The sequence below is a fragment of the Microbacterium sp. Y356 genome (assembly GCF_059445355.1).
Genome location: NZ_JCAIUE010000001.1, coordinates 183,888 through 200,772 on the forward strand (window position 1 = coordinate 183,888; position 16,885 = coordinate 200,772).

The following is a 16,885-nucleotide window of genomic DNA, read 5'->3' on the forward strand; positions in this document are numbered from 1 at the left end:
GCTTGTCAGCCTCTCGGTCACGGAGCGACGTCGGCGGCATCCGCCGTGTCGAGGAGCTCAGCGACGAACGTGTCACCGTCAGCGACAAGACGCACCTGGTACATGTCCTGCAGCAGTGCGTGGTCCTCCGCGCGGACGGTGTTCGTGCCCTTTGGACCCTCGAACTCGAAGCCTTCCAGCGCCGCGATCATGGCACCCACGTCACCCTGGCCCTCTTTGACTGCCTGCACGAGCATGATGGCCGCATTAAAGCCGTCAGGGCTGAACAGGTCGGGCGTGCCGCCCGCGGCCTCGATCGCGTCGACCATCGCGTCGTTGACCTCGTTGTCCGGGGCCCCCGGGAAGTAGTGGTTCAGGAAGTTGATCTGTTCGCTCGCCTCGCCATAGGCACCGAAGGTCGCGGCGTCACCGAGACCGGTGACAACGGGAACGTTATCGAGCACGCCCTGTTGGCTCATTGCCTGCCACATGGCACCCGATGTCGCACCTGCCCAGGCTACGAACACGAGGTCAGGCTGTGCGCTCAGCACCTGCTGCGCGAACGGCGTGAACTCCGTGACGTCCTCTGCCACCAGAACCGGGGTGACCATTGCGCCCTTGCCACCGAGGATCGCCTCGACTGCGGCAACGTTCCCCTGCCCGAACGCGTTGTTCTGAGCGAACACTGCGATGTTCTTGCCGTTGATGTCGTCCAGGAAGCTGCCCGCTGTCGCGACGTCCTGTGCCGACTGCCGACCGGAGCGGAAGGTGTACTCGTTGACTCCGGTGATCGCGTCCGCGGCCGCAGGACCCGAAATGAACAGCACTTTGTTCTGCGCTGCCTGTTCTGCCATCGCCAGCGCCACGCCGGAGGATGCGCTGCCGAGGAGGACGTTGACGCCGTCCCCGATGAGTTCCTTGGCCGCGGTGACCGCGGTGTCTGGGTCACCCGCGTCGTCGCGGTACTCGATGGTGATCTTTGTGCCGTCCACCTCGTCGGTGCCGTCGGTGGCATAGTCGAGGCCCGCCTTGAACGCATCGAGGTACTGCTTGCCGTAGCCGGCGAGAGGTCCCGTCTCGCTGGTGATGACGCCCGCGACGATTTCGGCGGGGCCGGAGGCCTCCTCGCCGCCGGCGCCGCCGCCGTCGCCACCTGTTCCGGTCTGTGGCGCGCACGCCGCCAGAACGATGGCAGCCGTGGCGACCACGGAACCCAGGAGCAACTTCTTCGAAACTCGCATGTGAAATGCCTCTCGCCGTTGGAAGGTCTTGATGCCGAACCTGAAAGATGATTCAGGTTACTTAAACTCTAAATCCGGTGCGGTCTTTCGTCAAGCTCGCCGATAGGTAAAACGATCGTGGTACCTTAGCCATGTGACCACAACACGAGAACGGATCATCGCTGAAGCCGAACCCGTCTTCGACCAGTTCGGATTTGCCGCGACTGGCGTCGACAGACTGACCGAGGCGGCCGGAGTGTCGTCGCGGACCCTGTACAAGCATCTAGGGAGCAAATCAGCCCTCATCACCGCTGTGCTCGACGCCCGCCGCGGACGATTCCTCGACGCCTTCGATGTCACGACAGTCGACGGCCTCTTCACAGCTCTCGCCGGTTGGGTGCGTGTTGAGGGAGCACGAGGCTGCTTGTTCCTTCGCGCGCTAGGCGAAGGGGGCGAGAGCAGTTCGGAGATCGCCGCGACAGTACTGGAATACCGAACACAGCTTCACCAACTGATTGAACGCCTCGTTCGCAGCGACACAGGAACCGACAACGAACTACTCACCGAACAACTCGTCGTGCTGTTTGAAGGTGCAACATCCGCGGCTTCCTACCGGGGCGCTCGCGCAGTCACCGCTGCCCAGACGGCCGCGGCAACACTCCTCGCAGAGTGGTCTACTCGTCCCGACGCTCAGCAACTGTGAACGGAGCATTCCATGCACCTGTTAACCGTCTTCTCCCATCCCTTCCGCGACAAGTACCCCGCCGCAGTCATGGATTCCTTCCATGGCCCGTTCGAGCGAGCGGGCCATACGATCGATGTACTGGACCTGCACCGAGAGCAATTCGACCCGAGATTCACCGCCGAGGACCACGCCCACTTCTGGGGCGGGGCGATCCCACCTGGTATCGAGGAGATGCATCAACGGGTCGAAGCGGCTGACCGGCTCGCCTTCGTTTTCCCCGTCTACTGGTGGTCAATGCCTGCGCTGATGAAGGGATGGATCGAGCGCGTGTTCACGGCAGGCTGGGCGTACCAGTACGGCACAGGAGCCAAGGATCGCGGCAAAGCCGCCCTCCACGGACTCCTTCCTTCGATACCCACCGTCCTCATCGGCATCGGTGGCTCCAAAGAACACACATACGAAAAGTACGGCTACGACGAGGCGATGCGTACGCAGCTGGACGTCGGCGTCTTCGCCTACAGCGGGATCAACGATGTCGAGAGCCACCTCATCTACAACGTAGAAGGTGACCAAAACGCCCCAGTGCGCGAAGCCGGACTCCTTCAGGCGCGCGAGATCGGACTCTCGTTCGCTGACCTAGGCAGAACGGCGCGCCACGCAAAAGAGGATCACCTCGAACGTCAGGCCTGGCGCATAACGACTGGATGATCGACTTCATCGCTCATCCAGTCGTCAACCTTTGGCTGCTCCTGAGCGAACTGCGCCCGCGCGAGCTGTTCGGCACGAGCGAGTACATCGAGCTGCGCCGGGTTGTACAGCGCTGCGAGTGCTTCGACGAAGATCAGCCGTGTCGCACGTTCACCCTTCAGCAGGTGTTCCACCGGGTTCGCCAGCCAGGGGTAATCCGCGAGGTGCTGAACGAGGATCGGCGCGAGACAGGCAGCGAGCCGTTTCCGCGTCACTTCGTCCGCGTTTGCCGGGAGCGCATCGATCTCCTTCCCGACTTCGCCACCGCTCGCTTCAGACTCCACCATCTGCCGCAGATCAACCATCGCATCGTCGTCATACAGCTGATTCGAGATATGCAGCAGTGCCCTGTCCGACTCCGATAGACGTGACGAAACAGACACGAAACCGATGGGCGAATCGGGGGGCGCGTCATGGCGCAGGATCGCCGCGACATCCGCATGCGCCTGTTGCAGGCTCCGGATGCGCCTCGCCAGATCCACACTCTGCTCCTGCAGGAGCGTCCGTGTGCTCTGTCTACCCGCACCGAAATCGGCGATCTTCGCCAACGGCACACCGAGGCCGACCAGCCGGAGGATTCGCAGCAGGCACACCAGGTCCTGAACGCTGTACTGCTTGTATCCGTTGTATTTCCGCTCCGGCTCGACCATCAGACCGACTCGCTCATAGTGTCGGATCGTGTTTACCGTCGTCCCTGCGAGTTCAGCGAGTTCGCGCGTGCTCCATGCCACGAATCATTCACCTGCTCGGTGAATCCGCGTACCGTCGACGCTCAGACTCAGCATGATCGAGCCGAGCACGGCGGCAAGGCCGATGGAACCTTCCATTAGTATTTCCGGCTCGTCGGATTGCGGCCCGCGAGTTCTTCCCTTCTCAGACTTCCGTCGGACAGACAGCTGGTCCGCGGAAGCGGCTTTTGTCAGAAAGGCGACCTGACCCATGTCTTTCTCCTTCATTCGAGCTGTTGATGTCTACAGCCTTGTTCCGATCGAGCGGGCCCGCGTCGGTGGAAATCACTGAGATGTGTGCTGGCGTCTGCCCGCACTACACAGATACTTCGCGCGGGCGAGTGTCGAAATGAACTGCAGCTCGGATCCGGCTCCAGTGCCGCGTGCATCCGGGATACTGGTGTGGTGACCACATAGTTCGGTTGCGGGAACTGACCATGCGCGAACGGGAGCGAACGTGTCGAAGCTGTTGGGCAGGAGCCTGGAGCACCGCAAGGTCGAGCAGCTGTTGATCGATGCGCGAGCAGGACGCTGTGGGGTGCTCGTCGTGCGCGGCGAAGCGGGGATCGGTAAGACGGCACTGTTGGAAAATCTCCGCGATATGGCAGTTGCCTCCCGATTCCGTGTGGAGACTTCGACCGGTATCGAGTCGGAGACGCAGTTCGCGTTCGCCGGACTTCATCAGGTCTGCGCTCCGTTCCTCGAGTATCTTGACGCTCTGCCCGACCCGCAGCAGATTGCCCTCGGTGTGGCACTGGGGACTCGAAGTGGTCCCCCACCGGACAGGTTCCTCGTCGGACTCGCCGCTCTCAATCTGCTTGCCGAGGCCGCCGAGCAGGGGCCGCTGCTCTGTCTCATCGACGACGCGCAGTGGCTGGACCAAGCGTCTGCCGAAGTCTTGGCATTCTTGGCGCGACGTATTGATGCCGAGCGGCTGGTTGTTGTGTTCGGTGTGCGTGATGTCACCGGCACTCCGAGCGTCTTCGCTGGTTTGCCGGAGCTGCAGCTGACAGGACTCGACGACGCGTCTGCGCGAAAGTTGTTGGACACAGCTCTCCACGCACCGCTCGACGACGAGGTACGCGAACGGATCATCGCAGAGGCGAGGGGTAACCCTCTTGCTCTCTTGGAGCTACCGATGAGCGGTCAGGCTGCTCGGCTCGCGGGCGGATTCGAATTGCCCGACCTATCTGATGTCCCCAGCCGCGTCGAGCGTGGATTCCAACGCCGTTCGAGCGACTTGCCCGAGGCAACGCAATTACTGCTGCTCGCCGCCGCAGCGGACCCGACCGGAGACGCAGGTCTGCTCTGCCGCGCGTCCGCCGAACTAGGTATGGCTTCCGATTCGGCTGCACCCGCGGAAGCCGCCGGCCTGATTGAGATTGATTCTCGGGTGCGATTTCGCCACCCACTTGTGCGCTCAGCCGTCTATCGGGCTGCGGACCCGGCGAGTCGTCGCCGTGTGCACTGCGCATTGGCCACCGCCACTGACGCCGACCTCGACCCCGACCGACGCGCATGGCATCGCGCCCAGGCCGTGCTGGGTGTCGACGAGGAGGTCGCCGCAGAGCTGGAGCGCTCAGCAGGGCGGGCGCGTGCTCGCGGCGGCTACGCCGCTGCCGGCGTATTCCTGCGACGGTCTACGGAACTCACCCCTGACAGCGCCGCTCAAGGGATGCGCGCGCTAGAAGCAGCGCAATCGCTGCACAGGGCCGGCGCATCTAAGTCGGCGTTGGATCTGCTCGCGATCGCTGAGGGTGGATCTCTCGACGCGCCGGCGCGCGCTCGAGTCGAACTGCTACGCGCCCAGATCGCATTCCACCTCACTCAGGGTGCAGAAGTGCCGGAGCAGCTGGTAAACGCCGCTGCGACGCTTGCCTCGTTCGACCCTGCTCTGTCTCGTGAAACGTATTTGCACGCATTGGATGCAGCGACGATCAATGGCCTGCCTGAGTTGGCGATCATTGCCGAGAGAGCTCTCGCCGCGCCGACTGTCGAGCCTCCGCGGCCGGTAGACCTGCTACTTGACGGCCTCGCGGTGACGATTGTGCGCGGGGTCGAGGCGGGCACTCCCCGTCTGAGGGTGGCGTTAGATGCGTTGAGCCAGTCAATCAGCAAGGGCACCGCTGTGGAGGATGGCAGCCAGCCGTGGCTTTGGTTGGCAAGCCGACTTGCGGTCGGAATCCTCGATGAGGAAAGAGCTCATCAGCTCGCCGAGTACGATGTCGTCTTGTCGCGCAGTACAGGCGCATTGGCAGGACTGCCTGCCGCATTGGTTTTCCATGCCCACATTTTGACGTTCAGCGGCAAGATCGCCCGTGCGGAAGAGCTGGGCGCCGAGGCCGCGATCATCACGGAATCGACTGGCGCGTTTCAGATGCGTCATACCCGAGCGATCCTGGCAGCTTGGCGCGGTGACCGAGCCGTCCTCGCAGAGTCGAATGCCCTCACACTCAGCGACGAGCGCATTCCTGAGGGGAGCGGAGAAGCAGCATTGGCACACTATGCGAGCGCCGTGCTTCATAACGGACTCGGCGAATATGCGCTCGCGCAGCGTGCTGCAGCGAAGACGTGCGACTCTGCCGAGCTTTCGCTCAGCATCATCGGCTTGCCCGAGATGATCGAAGCATCCGTTCGCGCGGGCGACCACGAGAGCGCGGCCAGCGCCCTTGAGCGTCTCAGTTCGCGGGCCCGCGCCTCTGGCACTGCATGGGCCCTCGGGCTGGAGGCGCGTTCCCGCGCCTTGACCATCACGGGTGCTGCCGCAGAAGAGTACTATCTCGAAGCAATCACGCTTCTCAGCGGGTCGAGAATCGCTCGCGAGGCCGCTCGAGCTCATCTGATTTACGGCGAATGGCTACGGCGGGAAGGACGCCGTCAAGAAGCACGCGATCATCTTCGCACCGCCCACGAACTCCTGACAGAAATGGGCGTCGAGGCTTTCGCCTCGCGAGCCGCCCGTGAGCTGCGCGCTACTGGCGAGCATCCGCGAAAGCGCACTGCTCGCCTGACCGACGAGCTCACGGCTCAGGAACTGCACATCGCACGGTTGGTGGCCACCGGCGCAACGTCTCGAGAGGTCGGCACGCAGCTGTTCTTGAGTCCACGCACGATCGAATCCCATCTACGCAACATCTTCCGAAAACTCGATATCTCGTCCCGCAGACAGCTCAAAGAGCTGCAGCTCGCCTGATGCGAGTGTTCGTAGTGGGCATCACCGGCGCGGTCGGAGGGCTGCTCGCGCAACGGCTCACCGCTCACGGCGATGGCGTATCTGGCCTCGTTCGGACAGCGAAACAGCGAGATGCTCTCGATGCGCTCGGGATCCGGACCGCTATAGGCGATCTGGCGGCGCTGACTGTCAACGAACTCGCCGAGATGTTCACCGGCAACGACGTGATCGTGTACAGCGCAGGCTCCAACGGAGGCCATCGAGACGTCACCACCGCGATCGACGGCGACGGAGTGGAGCGAGCAGCGGAAGCGGCCCGCGCCGCGGGCGTTCGACGCTTCGTGCTCGTCTCGGTGCTTCCGGAGTCCTGGCGGGAACGCAACCTCGATGAGGAGGTCGAGTACTATTTCGCCGTCAAGAAGCGCGCGGAGGTGTCGTTGACACGTACCGATCTCGACTGGGTGATTCTCAGACCGTCGCTGCTGACGGACGCACCCGGTCAGGGACGGGCGTCGCTGGGACCGGCAGAACTGCACGATGAGATCAGCCGTGAGGACGTTGCTGCGACACTGGCCGAGATCGTCCACGAGCATCGGATCCGCCGCCAGATCCTCGAGCTCAACACCGGCGCCACCGCGATCCCGGAGGCCGTGTTCGACAACATCAGAGTGTGATCACTCCTGGGATCCCGGTGTCTCTGATGTTGGCGTTTCAGAGGGCGGTTGCTCGTTCAGAACGTAGTCGGCAGCCATCCGCAGCACCTCGAGCTCGGTCGGGAGCAGCGAGGTCTCGGCAGGGAGCGCCTGTGTGATCGAGAGCCCGCTGACGACCGTGTACAGGAATCTTGCTCGGCGTGCGTTGTCACCGGGGGTGAGCGCCCCCTCTCCCTGGAGAACCGCAAGGCAAAACTCGATGCGACGGTGCAGTTCCCTCACGCTCGCCGAGTACTCGTCGCGCGCCGCCTCTGTCGGCGTCGACCTCACGTAGCGGTCGAAGGCCTGGACCCACGCGTCGCGCGGGTCCAGGCCTTCGACTCTGAGTGCGAGCAGTCGCTGGAGGGAGGCAACGAGCCGGTCCCTCGCCGGTATGGATGAGTCGTGCACGCTGTCATCGGGAAGCACGGTGTCGTAGACCAAGACGAGCACCTCGTCCATCAGCTCGCGCTGGGTGGGAAAGTGATGCTGAACCGATCCCGCACTTACCCCGGCCCGTGCAGCGACAGCCCGAACGCTCGGCGTCGTCGCGGACTCCCCTCCCAGCATCGTCGCCGCGGCCCAGAGGATCTTGTCACGGGTGCTCAGACCTTCCGGTGGACGAGCTTCCATCTGGTGCCTCCCGTTACGCTGTATTAGGTTTCTAGTTTATCCGTGCGCCGGTCTCTTCTGGCGTCGCAGTTTGCCCTAGCGAAGTATCCGTCCCCGAACGAGCCGGGTGTCCCTCGCCGTCCCGGCTGGGCAGGGCGGGTGTTCGGGCCGGTCCGCTGCGCCAGGTGATCATAAACACCACCACAGTCGTGAGGATAATGACGATGGCGGGCGCGAGGATGATCGCAATCTCTCCTACGCCCGCGGAGCGATCCACCGCGGCTTGGAAATCTTGACGCAGTGCAGCTTCCATCATCAAGACCAGCGTGTTGATCCCCGCGTGCAGCACCACGGCGATCTCGATGCCGCCGGTGCGCCAGGTGATCAACGCGGTCCCGACGGCAAAGATGACGTAGTGGACGTTCAACCACGGGTCGGTCGACAAGTGGATGAACGCGAAGGCTACAGCCGAAACCAGGATACCGACGACGAGGCCCGCCCGTGCTCCGCGCGCCCACCCGCCGGCGACCCGGAAGATCAGCCCGCGGAAACCGTACTCCTCGCCCGCAGCCTGGAGTGGGGTGAGTAACAGCGTGGCAAGGATGAACAGGAGAACGTCCGTATTCCTCCAGGCGATGCCCTCCGGCACCGACCCCGGCGCCAGGTATTGCACGCCAATGAAGACGATCCACGCGGGAAGAATGATCACCAGCGCCCGCCCGAAAATGTCGAATCGGAATCGCGAGACCACCGAGTGCAGCGACGCCCCCTTCACTCCGTAGAGCCAACGCTGAATCAGCATGCTCCAGGGAATGAGCAACGCGAGCGAGAGCATCCCCGTAGCGTAAACAAGGGGGTTATTCGCCGCAGGGCCGTCCGCGCCTATCGCGGCGTTCACTGCTGCCGCAATGGCCGCGAGGACGACGCCGAAGAGCAGCATCCCGCCGATGAGGAGCATGATCGCGAGGATGCCGCGACCGATTCGTCGTTTCTCCCCGGCGAGTACACGGTGGTATTCAACGTTGGGCGCAATGTTGTTCGTGCGCTTGTTCATGATGATTGTTCCTTTCGAATTGAACGAATATTGAGCGGAAAAGTGGTGGGCTGACGTACGTACTCAGGTGCCGAAAGCGTCGAGCAGCCAGTGGAACTTCAGGCGGAGCGCACGTTCAGTGGCCGCGAGGCCGGCCGCGAAAGCCAGTGCGATGTTTTGCCAGAGCGGGAGGTCCAGCGGCGAGTGAAAACGCCCGAAGCGCTCGGCGACCGGCGGAATCTCAGAGAGAACCTCCAGCAGCTGTACTCCGTTCACTCCCGCGCCAACCACAAGCACGACGATCGAGATCGCGCCCAACAGGTGGCTGAGCGCGGGATGATCTCGATGGAAACGGAGCCTGCGGCCGATCGCTGTCTTCGGGTGCGGAATCATACGCTGGGCGGTGCCGCCGTCCGGCAGATAGTGGGCACGTCGTAGTCCGGCTGACCCCAGGGACACCTCGATCACGCCCCCTTCGACGGGCATAACAGCGGGCAGGGGCGACGCGGCATGGTGCCGACCATCGAGATACAGGTGCACCATGCCTTCGTGCAGGTCCATGTCGTCGTCTCGGGCCTGCTTACCGGACGTGCGGACGTCAACGACGTAGTCGATACGGCTGCCATCTGCGTAGGTGAGCGGCAGTTGGAGCAGCTTCCGCCCGGAGAGCAGATGCCACCAGCGAAACGGCTCGAGCGGCCGCCCGTCGCCGGCACGTGTGTCTTCCGCGCCCTTTCGACGCTGGTGATCGCTCAGCATGCGCACATTCCCTTCGATCGATACAGCCACCAATACAGTGTATTGCTGGACTTGATCGATGGTACCACGGATTTCAATACACTGTATTGGTATCGTCGAGGTTGCACTGGGACGCACCTTCCCCGCCGCGGGACTCTCAGACTCGTCGAGCAGTCCTATCCCGGCGCGGCTTCACCAGAACTTCTCGTCGCCGAGCTTCGGGGCCGGAATTATCTCCTCCGGACCGACGAAAATGACCTCGTGACCGTCCAGCGTGAGTCGGCGTGCGACCTCTAGGAGCATCCGCCTTGCCACGTCATCAATCGAATGCACCAGCGAGACGTCGAGCACCACCCGGGGTTCCGAAGGCGCGCTTTCGAGGACCTCGCGAACAATCCGCTCTGCTCCGGCGAAACGGATCCCGCCCTGAAGTCGGAAGATGCGCGTCATCCCTTCCATTCCGGCGCGGACACGGTTAGAACGCACCACCGCACGCGCAGCAGGCGGCACCTCCATGACGTGCAGCCCCATATCGGACGAGAACCGTTCGAACAACGACACCCCGCGAACGCTGTTCCCATGTACATCCAGCCGAGGAGAGAAGGTGGCGATGCCGAGCTGGCCTGGCAGGGCGCCGATCAGCCCGCCGGCCACGCCGCTCTTCGCAGGTATGCCAACCTGGGTCGCCCAGTCCCCTGCCGCGTCGTACATTCCGCACGTGGCCATGACGCTGAGCACCTGGCGCACCACTGTCTGGTCCACCACTTGCTCGTTCGAGAGCGGATTCACCCCGCGGTTGGCCAGCGTCGCGGCCATCATCGCCAGATCCCGCGCGGTCACGAGCACCGAGCACTGCCGAATGTACCCGTCGACCACGGCCCGCGGATCCTCGGTGAGGATGCCATGGCTGCGCAGCATATGTGCGATGGCGAGGTTGCGGTGCGCACTCCCCATCTCTGAGGCACATATCGTCTCATCTACCCGCAGTTGACGGCCAGCGAACGCCGAAAGCCCCTGAACAACGCGCTCAACGCGCTCAAGCGGATTCAGGCTCTCCGTTCCCGCGAGTGAGTGAGTGGTGATCGCACCTGCGTTGATCATCGGATTGCGGGGACGCCCGGTGTCGCTTTCGAGGGAGATCTCGTTGAATGCCTCTCCTGATGGCTCAACTCCGACCTTGGCGAGCACCGAATCGAATCCTCGATCAGAAAGGGCCAATGCATACGTGAACGGCTTGGAGATCGATTGGATCGTGAACTCGATATCAATGTCGCCCGCACCGTAGACCTCACCGTCGACGGTGGCGAAGACCGCACCGAGGCGTTCGGGATCGGCCGAGGCGAGTTCGGGAATGTACCCCGCCATCTCCCCCGAGGCATCCGCTTCCACATCTCCCAGCACATCGGTCAGGTAGTCGGGAACTATGGAACGCATTCGTTCTCCATGTCTTCTTGCATCGGTCGAAGGGCGGCACCAAGAAGTCATCACAACCCTCGTCACCGCGCTCGCAAGTAGACAGTGTGTTGTCGGCACATGGTCAAGACCTCACCGACGACACCGCGCAATTGTGGACGCTCGGGGACCAGGCACGACGAGTTTGCATGCCTAACCCTGCGGCGGGGTCTCGATGCCAGTTGCCGATGCCGGACGAGATCGCGATGATCGCCGGAGCGCTCTTGCTGCTGGCATCTGCGGGCGGGCTTCTCGGTGCCGCTATCGCCGCGCAGAGGAAGCCTGCAGCTTAGGACGACTGGGACAGCCGTCGGGACCAGGTAACGACAGCATTGAGGACGACCGCGGCACGGTAGATGATCGCGTGCTTGTCGTAGCCGCCGATCTATTTGTCAGACACGCCCTAGCCGACGAGCCCGTTGAAGAGCGCGTTCATGCCCGGGTCAATGCGCTGCAGTTCCGAGTGCGCGTCATGCCACTCAATGATTTCATTCGCCGCGTGGTGGAGCGCGATGGTTGGGTTGAAGTCGGGCACCAACCGCCGGATCTTCGTGTTGTCGAAGACGACTGAGTGCGCCATGTCGCCGGTGAGCTGACCCGCGCGTTCCGGCGCGGCCCGCTCGATCGAGCTGCTGGTCGCATAGCGGAGCTTCGGTTCTGCCCCGGCCGCGCGCCCGAGGATCGAATAGATCTCGTTCCATGTGTAGACGAAGTCACTCGTGATCTGAAACGTGTCTCCGTACGCGAGCGAATTGCCAAGAAGCCCCACGAATCCAACCGCGAAGTCGCGCGCATGAGTGAGGGTCCACAGAGATGTGCCATCACCGTGAACGATGATCTCCTCACCTCGACGGATTCGATCGATCGCCGTCCAGCCTCCGAATGCGGGGATCGTCCACTTGTCATAGGTGTGCGATGGACGCAGCACGGTCACGGGAAACGCGCGGTCGCGGTACGCCGCGGTGAGGAGGTCCTCGCACGCAATCTTGTCGCGAGAATACTGCCAGTACGGATTGCGCAACGGCGTCGATTCGGTAATCGGCAGGCGCGCGACCGGCTTCTGATAGGCGGATGCGGAGCTAATGAAGACGTATTGTCCCGTGCGCCCCTCGAAGCGTTCGATATCGCGCTGTACCTGGTCAGGAGTGAAGGCAACCATGTCCACGACGACGTCGAACTCGCGACCCGCGAGCGCAGCATCGACTGCAGTAGCATCCGAGATGTCTGCCGTCAGCACCTCGACCCCGTCTGCGGGCGCGCGGCGTGACTGTCCGCGATTCAGCAGCGTCACGTCCATGCCACGCGTCGAGGCGAGCTCACTCGCTGCCGAGGAAATAATCCCTGTCCCGCCTATGAACAACACTTTCATCGCAACCATGCACGTACTCTACCGAGGCAGCAGATGAGAGCAGGAAGCAGAAAAGCCTCGAAGACACTGGCGAGAGTGTTTTCGAGGCTTATCCGTGCACCCCTCGGGACTTGAACCCGAAACCCATTGATTAAGAGTCAATTGCTCTGCCGATTGAGCTAGAGGTGCGTGGCTGGGATTTCCCCGGCCGAGGAATTACATTACCAGCGATTCAAGCTCATGTGAAATCGAGCGAGGAACCGGCGTGGCGCGGCGCCCAGTATCCTGAGAACGTGAGCGCCTCCCCCATTATGACTGATTTCTCGGACGATCTCGAACTCGCACTCAGGCTCGCTGATGCCGCCGATGCGCAGTCCCTCCCGCGTTTCGATGCCGCCGATCTAAAGATCTCGACCAAGGTCGATCGCACACACGTCACCGATGCCGATCTCGCCACAGAGCGTGCCATCCGGGCTTTGCTGGCAGACGCGCGCCCTGGCGATGGCATCTTCGGCGAGGAGTTCGGCGTCGAGGGCAGCACCCATCGCCAGTGGATCATCGACCCGATCGACGGCACCGCGAACTTCATGCGCGGAGTTCCGCTGTGGGGCACGATGATCGCGCTCGCGATCGACGGGGTGCCCCAGGTCGGCGTGGTCAGCATGCCGGCTCTCGGACGCCGCTGGTGGGCCGCAACGGGCGCTGGCGCATGGACCACGATGGATGCTGCACCGCGGCGCCTCACAACGTCAGCGGTGGCTTCACTCGATGAGGCAGCCGTCAGCTTCCAGAGCATCACCCAATGGGCGGATGCCGGGCACCTTCCTGCACTCCTGCGTGTCGCCGACCGGGTGTGGCGTGACCGCGCGTATGGCGACGTGTATGCGTATATGCTGCTCGCCGAGGGACGCCTGGAGATGGTCGCAGAGTTCGACGTCAAGGAGTACGACATCGCCGCTGCGGTGCCCATCGTGCGTGAAGCCGGTGGAACTTTCACCTCCTTCGACGGCGACGACACGATCTCCGCTCGCTCATCGCTGGCCACCAACAGCATCCTTCACAAAGCATTCCTCGAACTCACCCATCCCCCGACGAACGACTGACTCAACGAACCGCTGACCGACAGGCCGAGATGATTCCCCGCATCCCTACCGCCGCCCTCGCTCTACTGACGATCACACTGACCTTGACCGCATGCTCCACCTCGGCTCCCCCTCAGGAGGCCGAGGCCGGACCGAGTTGCGAAACGATTATCGAGCCCAGCACGATCAGCGCCCTGACCGATCAGGACTGGACCTACGAAAAGCGGGAATTCCGCTTCGGCGCCGACGTCATCGAAGGCGGGATCGAATGCGTCTGGGGTGATTTCACTATCGCTTCGGATCACGTACAGGTCTTCGGTTGGGCTCCCCTCGACGCCTCAGCCGCCAGCGCCGCACAGCAGAAGCTGATTTCCGAAGGCTGGGTGCGAGCAGACATCGACGGCCATGTCTACGTCACAGAAAATCCTGAATTCGCAATCGCCACAGACGACGACGGATACGGCATGACCTATGAATTCGGCGACGGCTGGACGACTCTGGCAGACACGAGGCAGAGCCTGGTGCTGATCTCGTTCCCCTGAGCCAGCTTTCGCGCAGGCGTGAAAAAAGGCCTGCCTCCCTGGTTTTCACCAGAGAGGCAGGCCTTCATTCTTGTGACAGCGGCACGGTGGAGCTGGGGGGAATCGAACCCCCGTCCAACGCTGAGTATTCACGGCTTCTCCGGGCGCAGTCTGTGCAGACGTTCTACTCGGCTCCGACCTTTGTCACAGACACCTAAGTCGACAAGCCCAGCCTGGGAAGAGTCCCGTGTGACGTCCAAACGCCATCACACAGCAAGATTCCTAAATGACGCCAGGATCCGTATCGGAATCACATACGGCCTGACGGACTATCGGGCTCGCTTATGCAGCGAGGGCGAAGTCGTTGCGCTTTGTTTCGGCAACTATAGTTTTGCAGGGAGCGTTCACGAGATAACCCTGCATCCTCGGCCCGCTTCACGTGGATTCACAAGCGCTGTCGAAACCGATCAGCCCCGTGATCCTTCTTTCGAAGGGACCGCTGTCACTCTGTGGATTTATCACCTCGGATTACTTAAACACCCGAGCATCACAGGATACAACGGATCCGGGCGGCATGCTATTCCTGGCGTAGAGTCGCTCCCATGAGCGATGTCACCATCACTGTCCGCGGCGAGAACGAGGCACGTATCGCGCCCGAACGCGCCACCATCCGCGTCACCGTACGCACCGAGGGATCAGCCCGAACTGCCGTCGTCGAGCAGGCAATGAGCCTGGCCGAACCACTGCGAACGAGCATTGCCGAACGCAAGGATGCCGGCACTGTGGCCGAGTGGGCCAGCAAGCGTCTAGCTGTGCGTGCCGAACGCCCCTGGAACAGCGAGGGCAAACGCCTCGCACTGGTATTCCACGCCACCATCGACTTCAGCGCGACCTTCACGGAAGCATCCGAATTATCGATCTGGGTCTCCGAAATCTCCGCATGGGACGGCGTCGAAGTCGGCACAGTGAACTGGCATCTCACACCCGAGACTCGCACGCGTGTCGAGCGGGAAGTGGCATCCGCCGCCGTCGGCATCGCGGTCGCCCGTGCTGAGGCCTATGCCAGCGCCCTTGGCCTCGCCAACGTCACTCCATTGGAGATCGCCGATGTGGGACTCATCTCCAACGGTCAGCCTCCCGCGGGCTTTCAGGCCATGAAAGCCCGTGGTCTCGCCTTCTCCGCCTCAGCGGAATCCGGGCCTTCTATGGAGTACGAACCGGACGACATCGTGGTTGCAGCGACCGTCGAGGGCCGCTTCACCGCACGCTAGCGTTTTCGGTCGTTCCGAGGTCGGGACGACCGAAAACGTCGGCTACTGCGTGAACGGCGCCAACTCCGCTGCAAGGCGCTCTGACACATGCGCGTGGATGCTCGTACCGTGCTCGCCATGCTCCGAAGACAGCAGCATCCCGGTCGCGTGCACGGCAGCGACGAGGTCTCCACGGTCGTACGGGACGAGCGCATGCACTTCCACCGCAGGTTTCGGCAGTGTCTCATCAATCGCGGCACGCAGTTCTTCAATGCCCTCGCCAGAGCGTGAAGAGACGAAATGCGCGTGCGGTTCAAGGCCCTGCAACACCAAACGGTCATCGTCAGAGATCAGATCAGCCTTGTTGAACACGACGATCTCAGGAAGATCGCGCGCTCCGACATCCCCCATCACGTCACGCACCGTCAGCAGCTGCCCAGCGGGATCAGGATGCGCGCCATCGACGATGTGCAGAACGATGTCGGCGTCCGCGACTTCTTCCAGCGTTGACCGGAACGCTTCGACCAACTGATGCGGCAGGTTCCGAACGAACCCGACGGTGTCAGTAAACGTGTAGACACGGCCGTCAGAAGTCTCGGAGCGACGCACCGTGGCATCCAGCGTCGCGAACAGCGCGTTCTCGACCAGTACGCCCGCGCTGGTGAGCGCGTTGAGCAGACTTGATTTGCCCGCGTTGGTGTAGCCAGCGATCGCGACAGACGGAATCGTGTTGCGTTTGCGCTCGGCACGCTTCGCTTCGCGAGCCGGCCCGAAATCACGGATCTGCCGGCGCAGCAGCGCCATCTTCGTGCGGATGCGCCGACGATCGAGCTCGATCTTCGTCTCACCGGGACCACGCGAACCCATACCTGCGCCGCCGGCTCCGACCTGGCCACCGGCCTGCCTGCTCATCGAGTCACCCCAACCGCGCAGACGTGGCAGCAGATACTCGAGCTGGGCGAGCTCGACCTGTGCCTTGCCCTCGCGGCTCTTGGCATGCTGGCTGAAGATGTCCAGGATCACCGTCGTGCGGTCGATCACCTTCACCTTGACAACATCCTCGAGAGCACGCCGCTGGCTGGGTGCGAGCTCGGTGTCGGCAATCACGGTGTCAGCACCGGTCGCGGCGACGAGGTCTTTGAGTTCCTGCGCCTTGCCACGGCCGAGATATGTAGCGGGATCCGGGTTCGGACGCCTCTGCAGCACAGCATCCAGAACGACAGCGCCCGCCGTCTCTGCGAGGGCTGCCAGCTCGCGTAGCGAGTTCTCGGCGTCCGTCTGTGCTCCCTGCGGATAGACCCCGACCAGCACGACATTCTCAAGCCGCAGCTGGCGGTACTCGACCTCGGTGACGTCTTCGAGTTCGGTGGACAAACCGACGACGCGACGCAACGCATGTCGGTCTTCCAAATCCCATTGGTCGCCGTCGCGATTGGTGTGAGCGGCGGTCGTGTTGTCGTGCAGCGCCTGCGCAGCGCCGAACACGCGCGCCTCGGTGCGCGTCTCTGCGTTAGCGAGCACGCGGTCGAGCGTCTCGTCGGTGCGAGTTTCGTCTGTTGCTTTCGTCATCCTCTGCCTTCTGTGTGCGGCGCCTTAACCTTAACCCGCCTGTCCGGTACGCTCGCC

General features: G+C 62.8%; 17 protein-coding genes, 1 tRNA gene and 1 other RNA gene. 8 read left to right on the forward strand and 11 right to left on the reverse strand.

Features of this window, described 5'->3' with window-relative positions:
- Positions 1–17 precede the first annotated feature (17 nt).
- Entirely contained in the window at positions 18–1,220 is a 1,203-nt protein-coding gene (locus AC1C2Q_RS00965; protein ID WP_495448662.1) for a substrate-binding domain-containing protein, read from the reverse strand.
- Positions 1,221–1,353: 133 nt separating this feature from the next.
- Between AC1C2Q_RS00965 and AC1C2Q_RS00970 the strand changes: the two genes are divergently transcribed.
- Both AC1C2Q_RS00970 and AC1C2Q_RS00975 read left to right on the forward strand, forming a co-directional pair.
- A complete protein-coding gene (locus AC1C2Q_RS00970) occupies positions 1,354–1,902 on the forward strand; it encodes a TetR/AcrR family transcriptional regulator (protein WP_495448663.1) in 549 nt (182 codons plus the stop codon).
- A 12-nt stretch (positions 1,903–1,914) separates the two neighbouring features.
- Complete coding sequence (locus tag AC1C2Q_RS00975) at positions 1,915–2,592, forward strand: NAD(P)H-dependent oxidoreductase (RefSeq protein ID WP_495448664.1); 678 nt, start codon at positions 1,915–1,917, stop codon at positions 2,590–2,592.
- On the opposite strand, the gene AC1C2Q_RS00980 is transcribed toward AC1C2Q_RS00975, so the two are convergent.
- Both AC1C2Q_RS00980 and AC1C2Q_RS00985 read right to left on the reverse strand, forming a co-directional pair.
- Positions 2,565–3,362, reverse strand: coding sequence for a helix-turn-helix domain-containing protein (locus tag AC1C2Q_RS00980; protein WP_495448665.1), 798 nt, complete (start codon positions 3,360–3,362; stop codon positions 2,565–2,567). The two genes, AC1C2Q_RS00975 and AC1C2Q_RS00980, sit on opposite strands and share 28 nt — an antisense overlap.
- Before the next feature lie 3 nt (positions 3,363–3,365).
- Complete coding sequence (locus AC1C2Q_RS00985) at positions 3,366–3,572, reverse strand: hypothetical protein (RefSeq protein WP_495429199.1); 207 nt, start codon at positions 3,570–3,572, stop codon at positions 3,366–3,368.
- Between the two features lie 244 nt (positions 3,573–3,816).
- Here AC1C2Q_RS00985 and AC1C2Q_RS00990 point away from each other — a divergent pair, with 244 nt between their 5' ends.
- Both AC1C2Q_RS00990 and AC1C2Q_RS00995 read left to right on the forward strand, forming a co-directional pair.
- Positions 3,817–6,552: an AAA family ATPase gene (locus tag AC1C2Q_RS00990; protein ID WP_495448666.1), complete on the forward strand. Its 2,736-nt coding sequence runs from the start codon at positions 3,817–3,819 to the stop codon at positions 6,550–6,552.
- Positions 6,552–7,205: an NAD(P)H-binding protein gene (locus AC1C2Q_RS00995; protein WP_495448667.1), complete on the forward strand. Its 654-nt coding sequence runs from the start codon at positions 6,552–6,554 to the stop codon at positions 7,203–7,205. Before AC1C2Q_RS00990 ends, AC1C2Q_RS00995 begins: the two co-directional genes overlap by 1 nt.
- Here the strand turns inward: AC1C2Q_RS00995 and AC1C2Q_RS01000 are convergent, their stop codons facing one another.
- The 4 genes from AC1C2Q_RS01000 to AC1C2Q_RS01015 all read right to left on the reverse strand — a co-directional run bounded on the left by AC1C2Q_RS01000 (position 7,206) and on the right by AC1C2Q_RS01015 (position 11,040).
- A complete protein-coding gene (locus tag AC1C2Q_RS01000) occupies positions 7,206–7,856 on the reverse strand; it encodes a TetR/AcrR family transcriptional regulator (protein ID WP_495448668.1) in 651 nt (216 codons plus the stop codon). It lies immediately after the preceding gene.
- 31 nt (positions 7,857–7,887) lie between these two features.
- Positions 7,888–8,889, reverse strand: a complete 1,002-nt coding sequence (locus tag AC1C2Q_RS01005; RefSeq protein ID WP_495448669.1) for a CPBP family intramembrane glutamic endopeptidase — start codon at positions 8,887–8,889, stop codon at positions 7,888–7,890.
- A gap of 63 nt (positions 8,890–8,952) precedes the next feature.
- Positions 8,953–9,657 carry a hypothetical protein gene (locus AC1C2Q_RS01010; protein ID WP_495448670.1) on the reverse strand — a complete coding sequence of 235 codons (705 nt, stop codon included), beginning with the start codon at positions 9,655–9,657 and terminating at the stop codon, positions 8,953–8,955.
- Positions 9,658–9,798: 141 nt separating this feature from the next.
- Complete coding sequence (locus tag AC1C2Q_RS01015; RefSeq protein ID WP_495448671.1) at positions 9,799–11,040, reverse strand: glutaminase; 1,242 nt, start codon at positions 11,038–11,040, stop codon at positions 9,799–9,801.
- Between the two features lie 167 nt (positions 11,041–11,207).
- Here AC1C2Q_RS01015 and AC1C2Q_RS01020 point away from each other — a divergent pair, with 167 nt between their 5' ends.
- A complete protein-coding gene (locus tag AC1C2Q_RS01020; RefSeq protein WP_495429206.1) occupies positions 11,208–11,351 on the forward strand; it encodes a hypothetical protein in 144 nt (47 codons plus the stop codon).
- Positions 11,352–11,461: 110 nt separating this feature from the next.
- Here AC1C2Q_RS01020 and AC1C2Q_RS01025 read toward each other — a convergent pair whose 3' ends face one another.
- Both AC1C2Q_RS01025 and AC1C2Q_RS01030 read right to left on the reverse strand, forming a co-directional pair.
- The gene (locus tag AC1C2Q_RS01025; protein WP_495448672.1) at positions 11,462–12,436 is read right to left on the reverse strand and encodes an SDR family oxidoreductase; all 975 of its coding nucleotides are present in this window, start codon (positions 12,434–12,436) and stop codon (positions 11,462–11,464) included.
- A gap of 86 nt (positions 12,437–12,522) precedes the next feature.
- Positions 12,523–12,595: transfer RNA gene (locus AC1C2Q_RS01030), tRNA-Lys, on the reverse strand.
- Positions 12,596–12,717: 122 nt separating this feature from the next.
- Between AC1C2Q_RS01030 and AC1C2Q_RS01035 the strand changes: the two genes are divergently transcribed.
- Positions 12,718–13,509 (forward strand): inositol monophosphatase family protein, encoded by a 792-nt coding sequence (locus AC1C2Q_RS01035; protein ID WP_495450522.1) that lies wholly within the window; start codon positions 12,718–12,720, stop codon positions 13,507–13,509.
- Between the two features lie 29 nt (positions 13,510–13,538).
- Positions 13,539–14,030 (forward strand): hypothetical protein, encoded by a 492-nt coding sequence (locus tag AC1C2Q_RS01040; RefSeq protein WP_495429208.1) that lies wholly within the window; start codon positions 13,539–13,541, stop codon positions 14,028–14,030.
- Positions 14,031–14,114: 84 nt separating this feature from the next.
- Here AC1C2Q_RS01040 and ssrA read toward each other — a convergent pair.
- Positions 14,115–14,484, reverse strand: a transfer-messenger RNA (tmRNA) gene (ssrA, locus tag AC1C2Q_RS01045).
- A gap of 127 nt (positions 14,485–14,611) precedes the next feature.
- Between ssrA and AC1C2Q_RS01050 the strand changes: the two genes are divergently transcribed.
- Positions 14,612–15,280, forward strand: coding sequence for an SIMPL domain-containing protein (locus AC1C2Q_RS01050; RefSeq protein ID WP_495448673.1), 669 nt, complete (start codon positions 14,612–14,614; stop codon positions 15,278–15,280).
- A 42-nt stretch (positions 15,281–15,322) separates the two neighbouring features.
- Here the strand turns inward: AC1C2Q_RS01050 and hflX are convergent, their stop codons facing one another.
- The gene (hflX, locus tag AC1C2Q_RS01055) at positions 15,323–16,828 is read right to left on the reverse strand and encodes a GTPase HflX (RefSeq protein WP_495448674.1); all 1,506 of its coding nucleotides are present in this window, start codon (positions 16,826–16,828) and stop codon (positions 15,323–15,325) included.
- Positions 16,829–16,885: the final 57 nt, after the last annotated feature.

Bases quoted from the DNA above. Each gene is read 5' to 3' on its own strand.
- AC1C2Q_RS00965 (WP_495448662.1), bottom strand. From the start codon at position 1,220: ATGCGAGTTTCGAAGAAGTTGCTCCTGGGTTCCGTGGTCGCCACGGCT.
- AC1C2Q_RS00975 (WP_495448664.1), top strand. From the start codon at position 1,915: ATGCACCTGTTAACCGTCTTCTCCCATCCCTTCCGCGACAAGTACCCC.
- AC1C2Q_RS00985 (WP_495429199.1), bottom strand. From the start codon at position 3,572: ATGGGTCAGGTCGCCTTTCTGACAAAAGCCGCTTCCGCGGACCAGCTG.
- AC1C2Q_RS00995 (WP_495448667.1), top strand. From the start codon at position 6,552: ATGCGAGTGTTCGTAGTGGGCATCACCGGCGCGGTCGGAGGGCTGCTC.
- AC1C2Q_RS01000 (WP_495448668.1), bottom strand. From the start codon at position 7,856: ATGGAAGCTCGTCCACCGGAAGGTCTGAGCACCCGTGACAAGATCCTC.
- AC1C2Q_RS01005 (WP_495448669.1), bottom strand. From the start codon at position 8,889: ATGAACAAGCGCACGAACAACATTGCGCCCAACGTTGAATACCACCGT.
- AC1C2Q_RS01015 (WP_495448671.1), bottom strand. From the start codon at position 11,040: ATGCGTTCCATAGTTCCCGACTACCTGACCGATGTGCTGGGAGATGTG.
- AC1C2Q_RS01020 (WP_495429206.1), top strand. From the start codon at position 11,208: ATGCCTAACCCTGCGGCGGGGTCTCGATGCCAGTTGCCGATGCCGGAC.
- AC1C2Q_RS01025 (WP_495448672.1), bottom strand. From the start codon at position 12,436: ATGGTTGCGATGAAAGTGTTGTTCATAGGCGGGACAGGGATTATTTCC.
- AC1C2Q_RS01035 (WP_495450522.1), top strand. From the start codon at position 12,718: ATGACTGATTTCTCGGACGATCTCGAACTCGCACTCAGGCTCGCTGAT.
- AC1C2Q_RS01040 (WP_495429208.1), top strand. From the start codon at position 13,539: ATGATTCCCCGCATCCCTACCGCCGCCCTCGCTCTACTGACGATCACA.
- AC1C2Q_RS01050 (WP_495448673.1), top strand. From the start codon at position 14,612: ATGAGCGATGTCACCATCACTGTCCGCGGCGAGAACGAGGCACGTATC.
- hflX (WP_495448674.1), bottom strand. From the start codon at position 16,828: ATGACGAAAGCAACAGACGAAACTCGCACCGACGAGACGCTCGACCGC.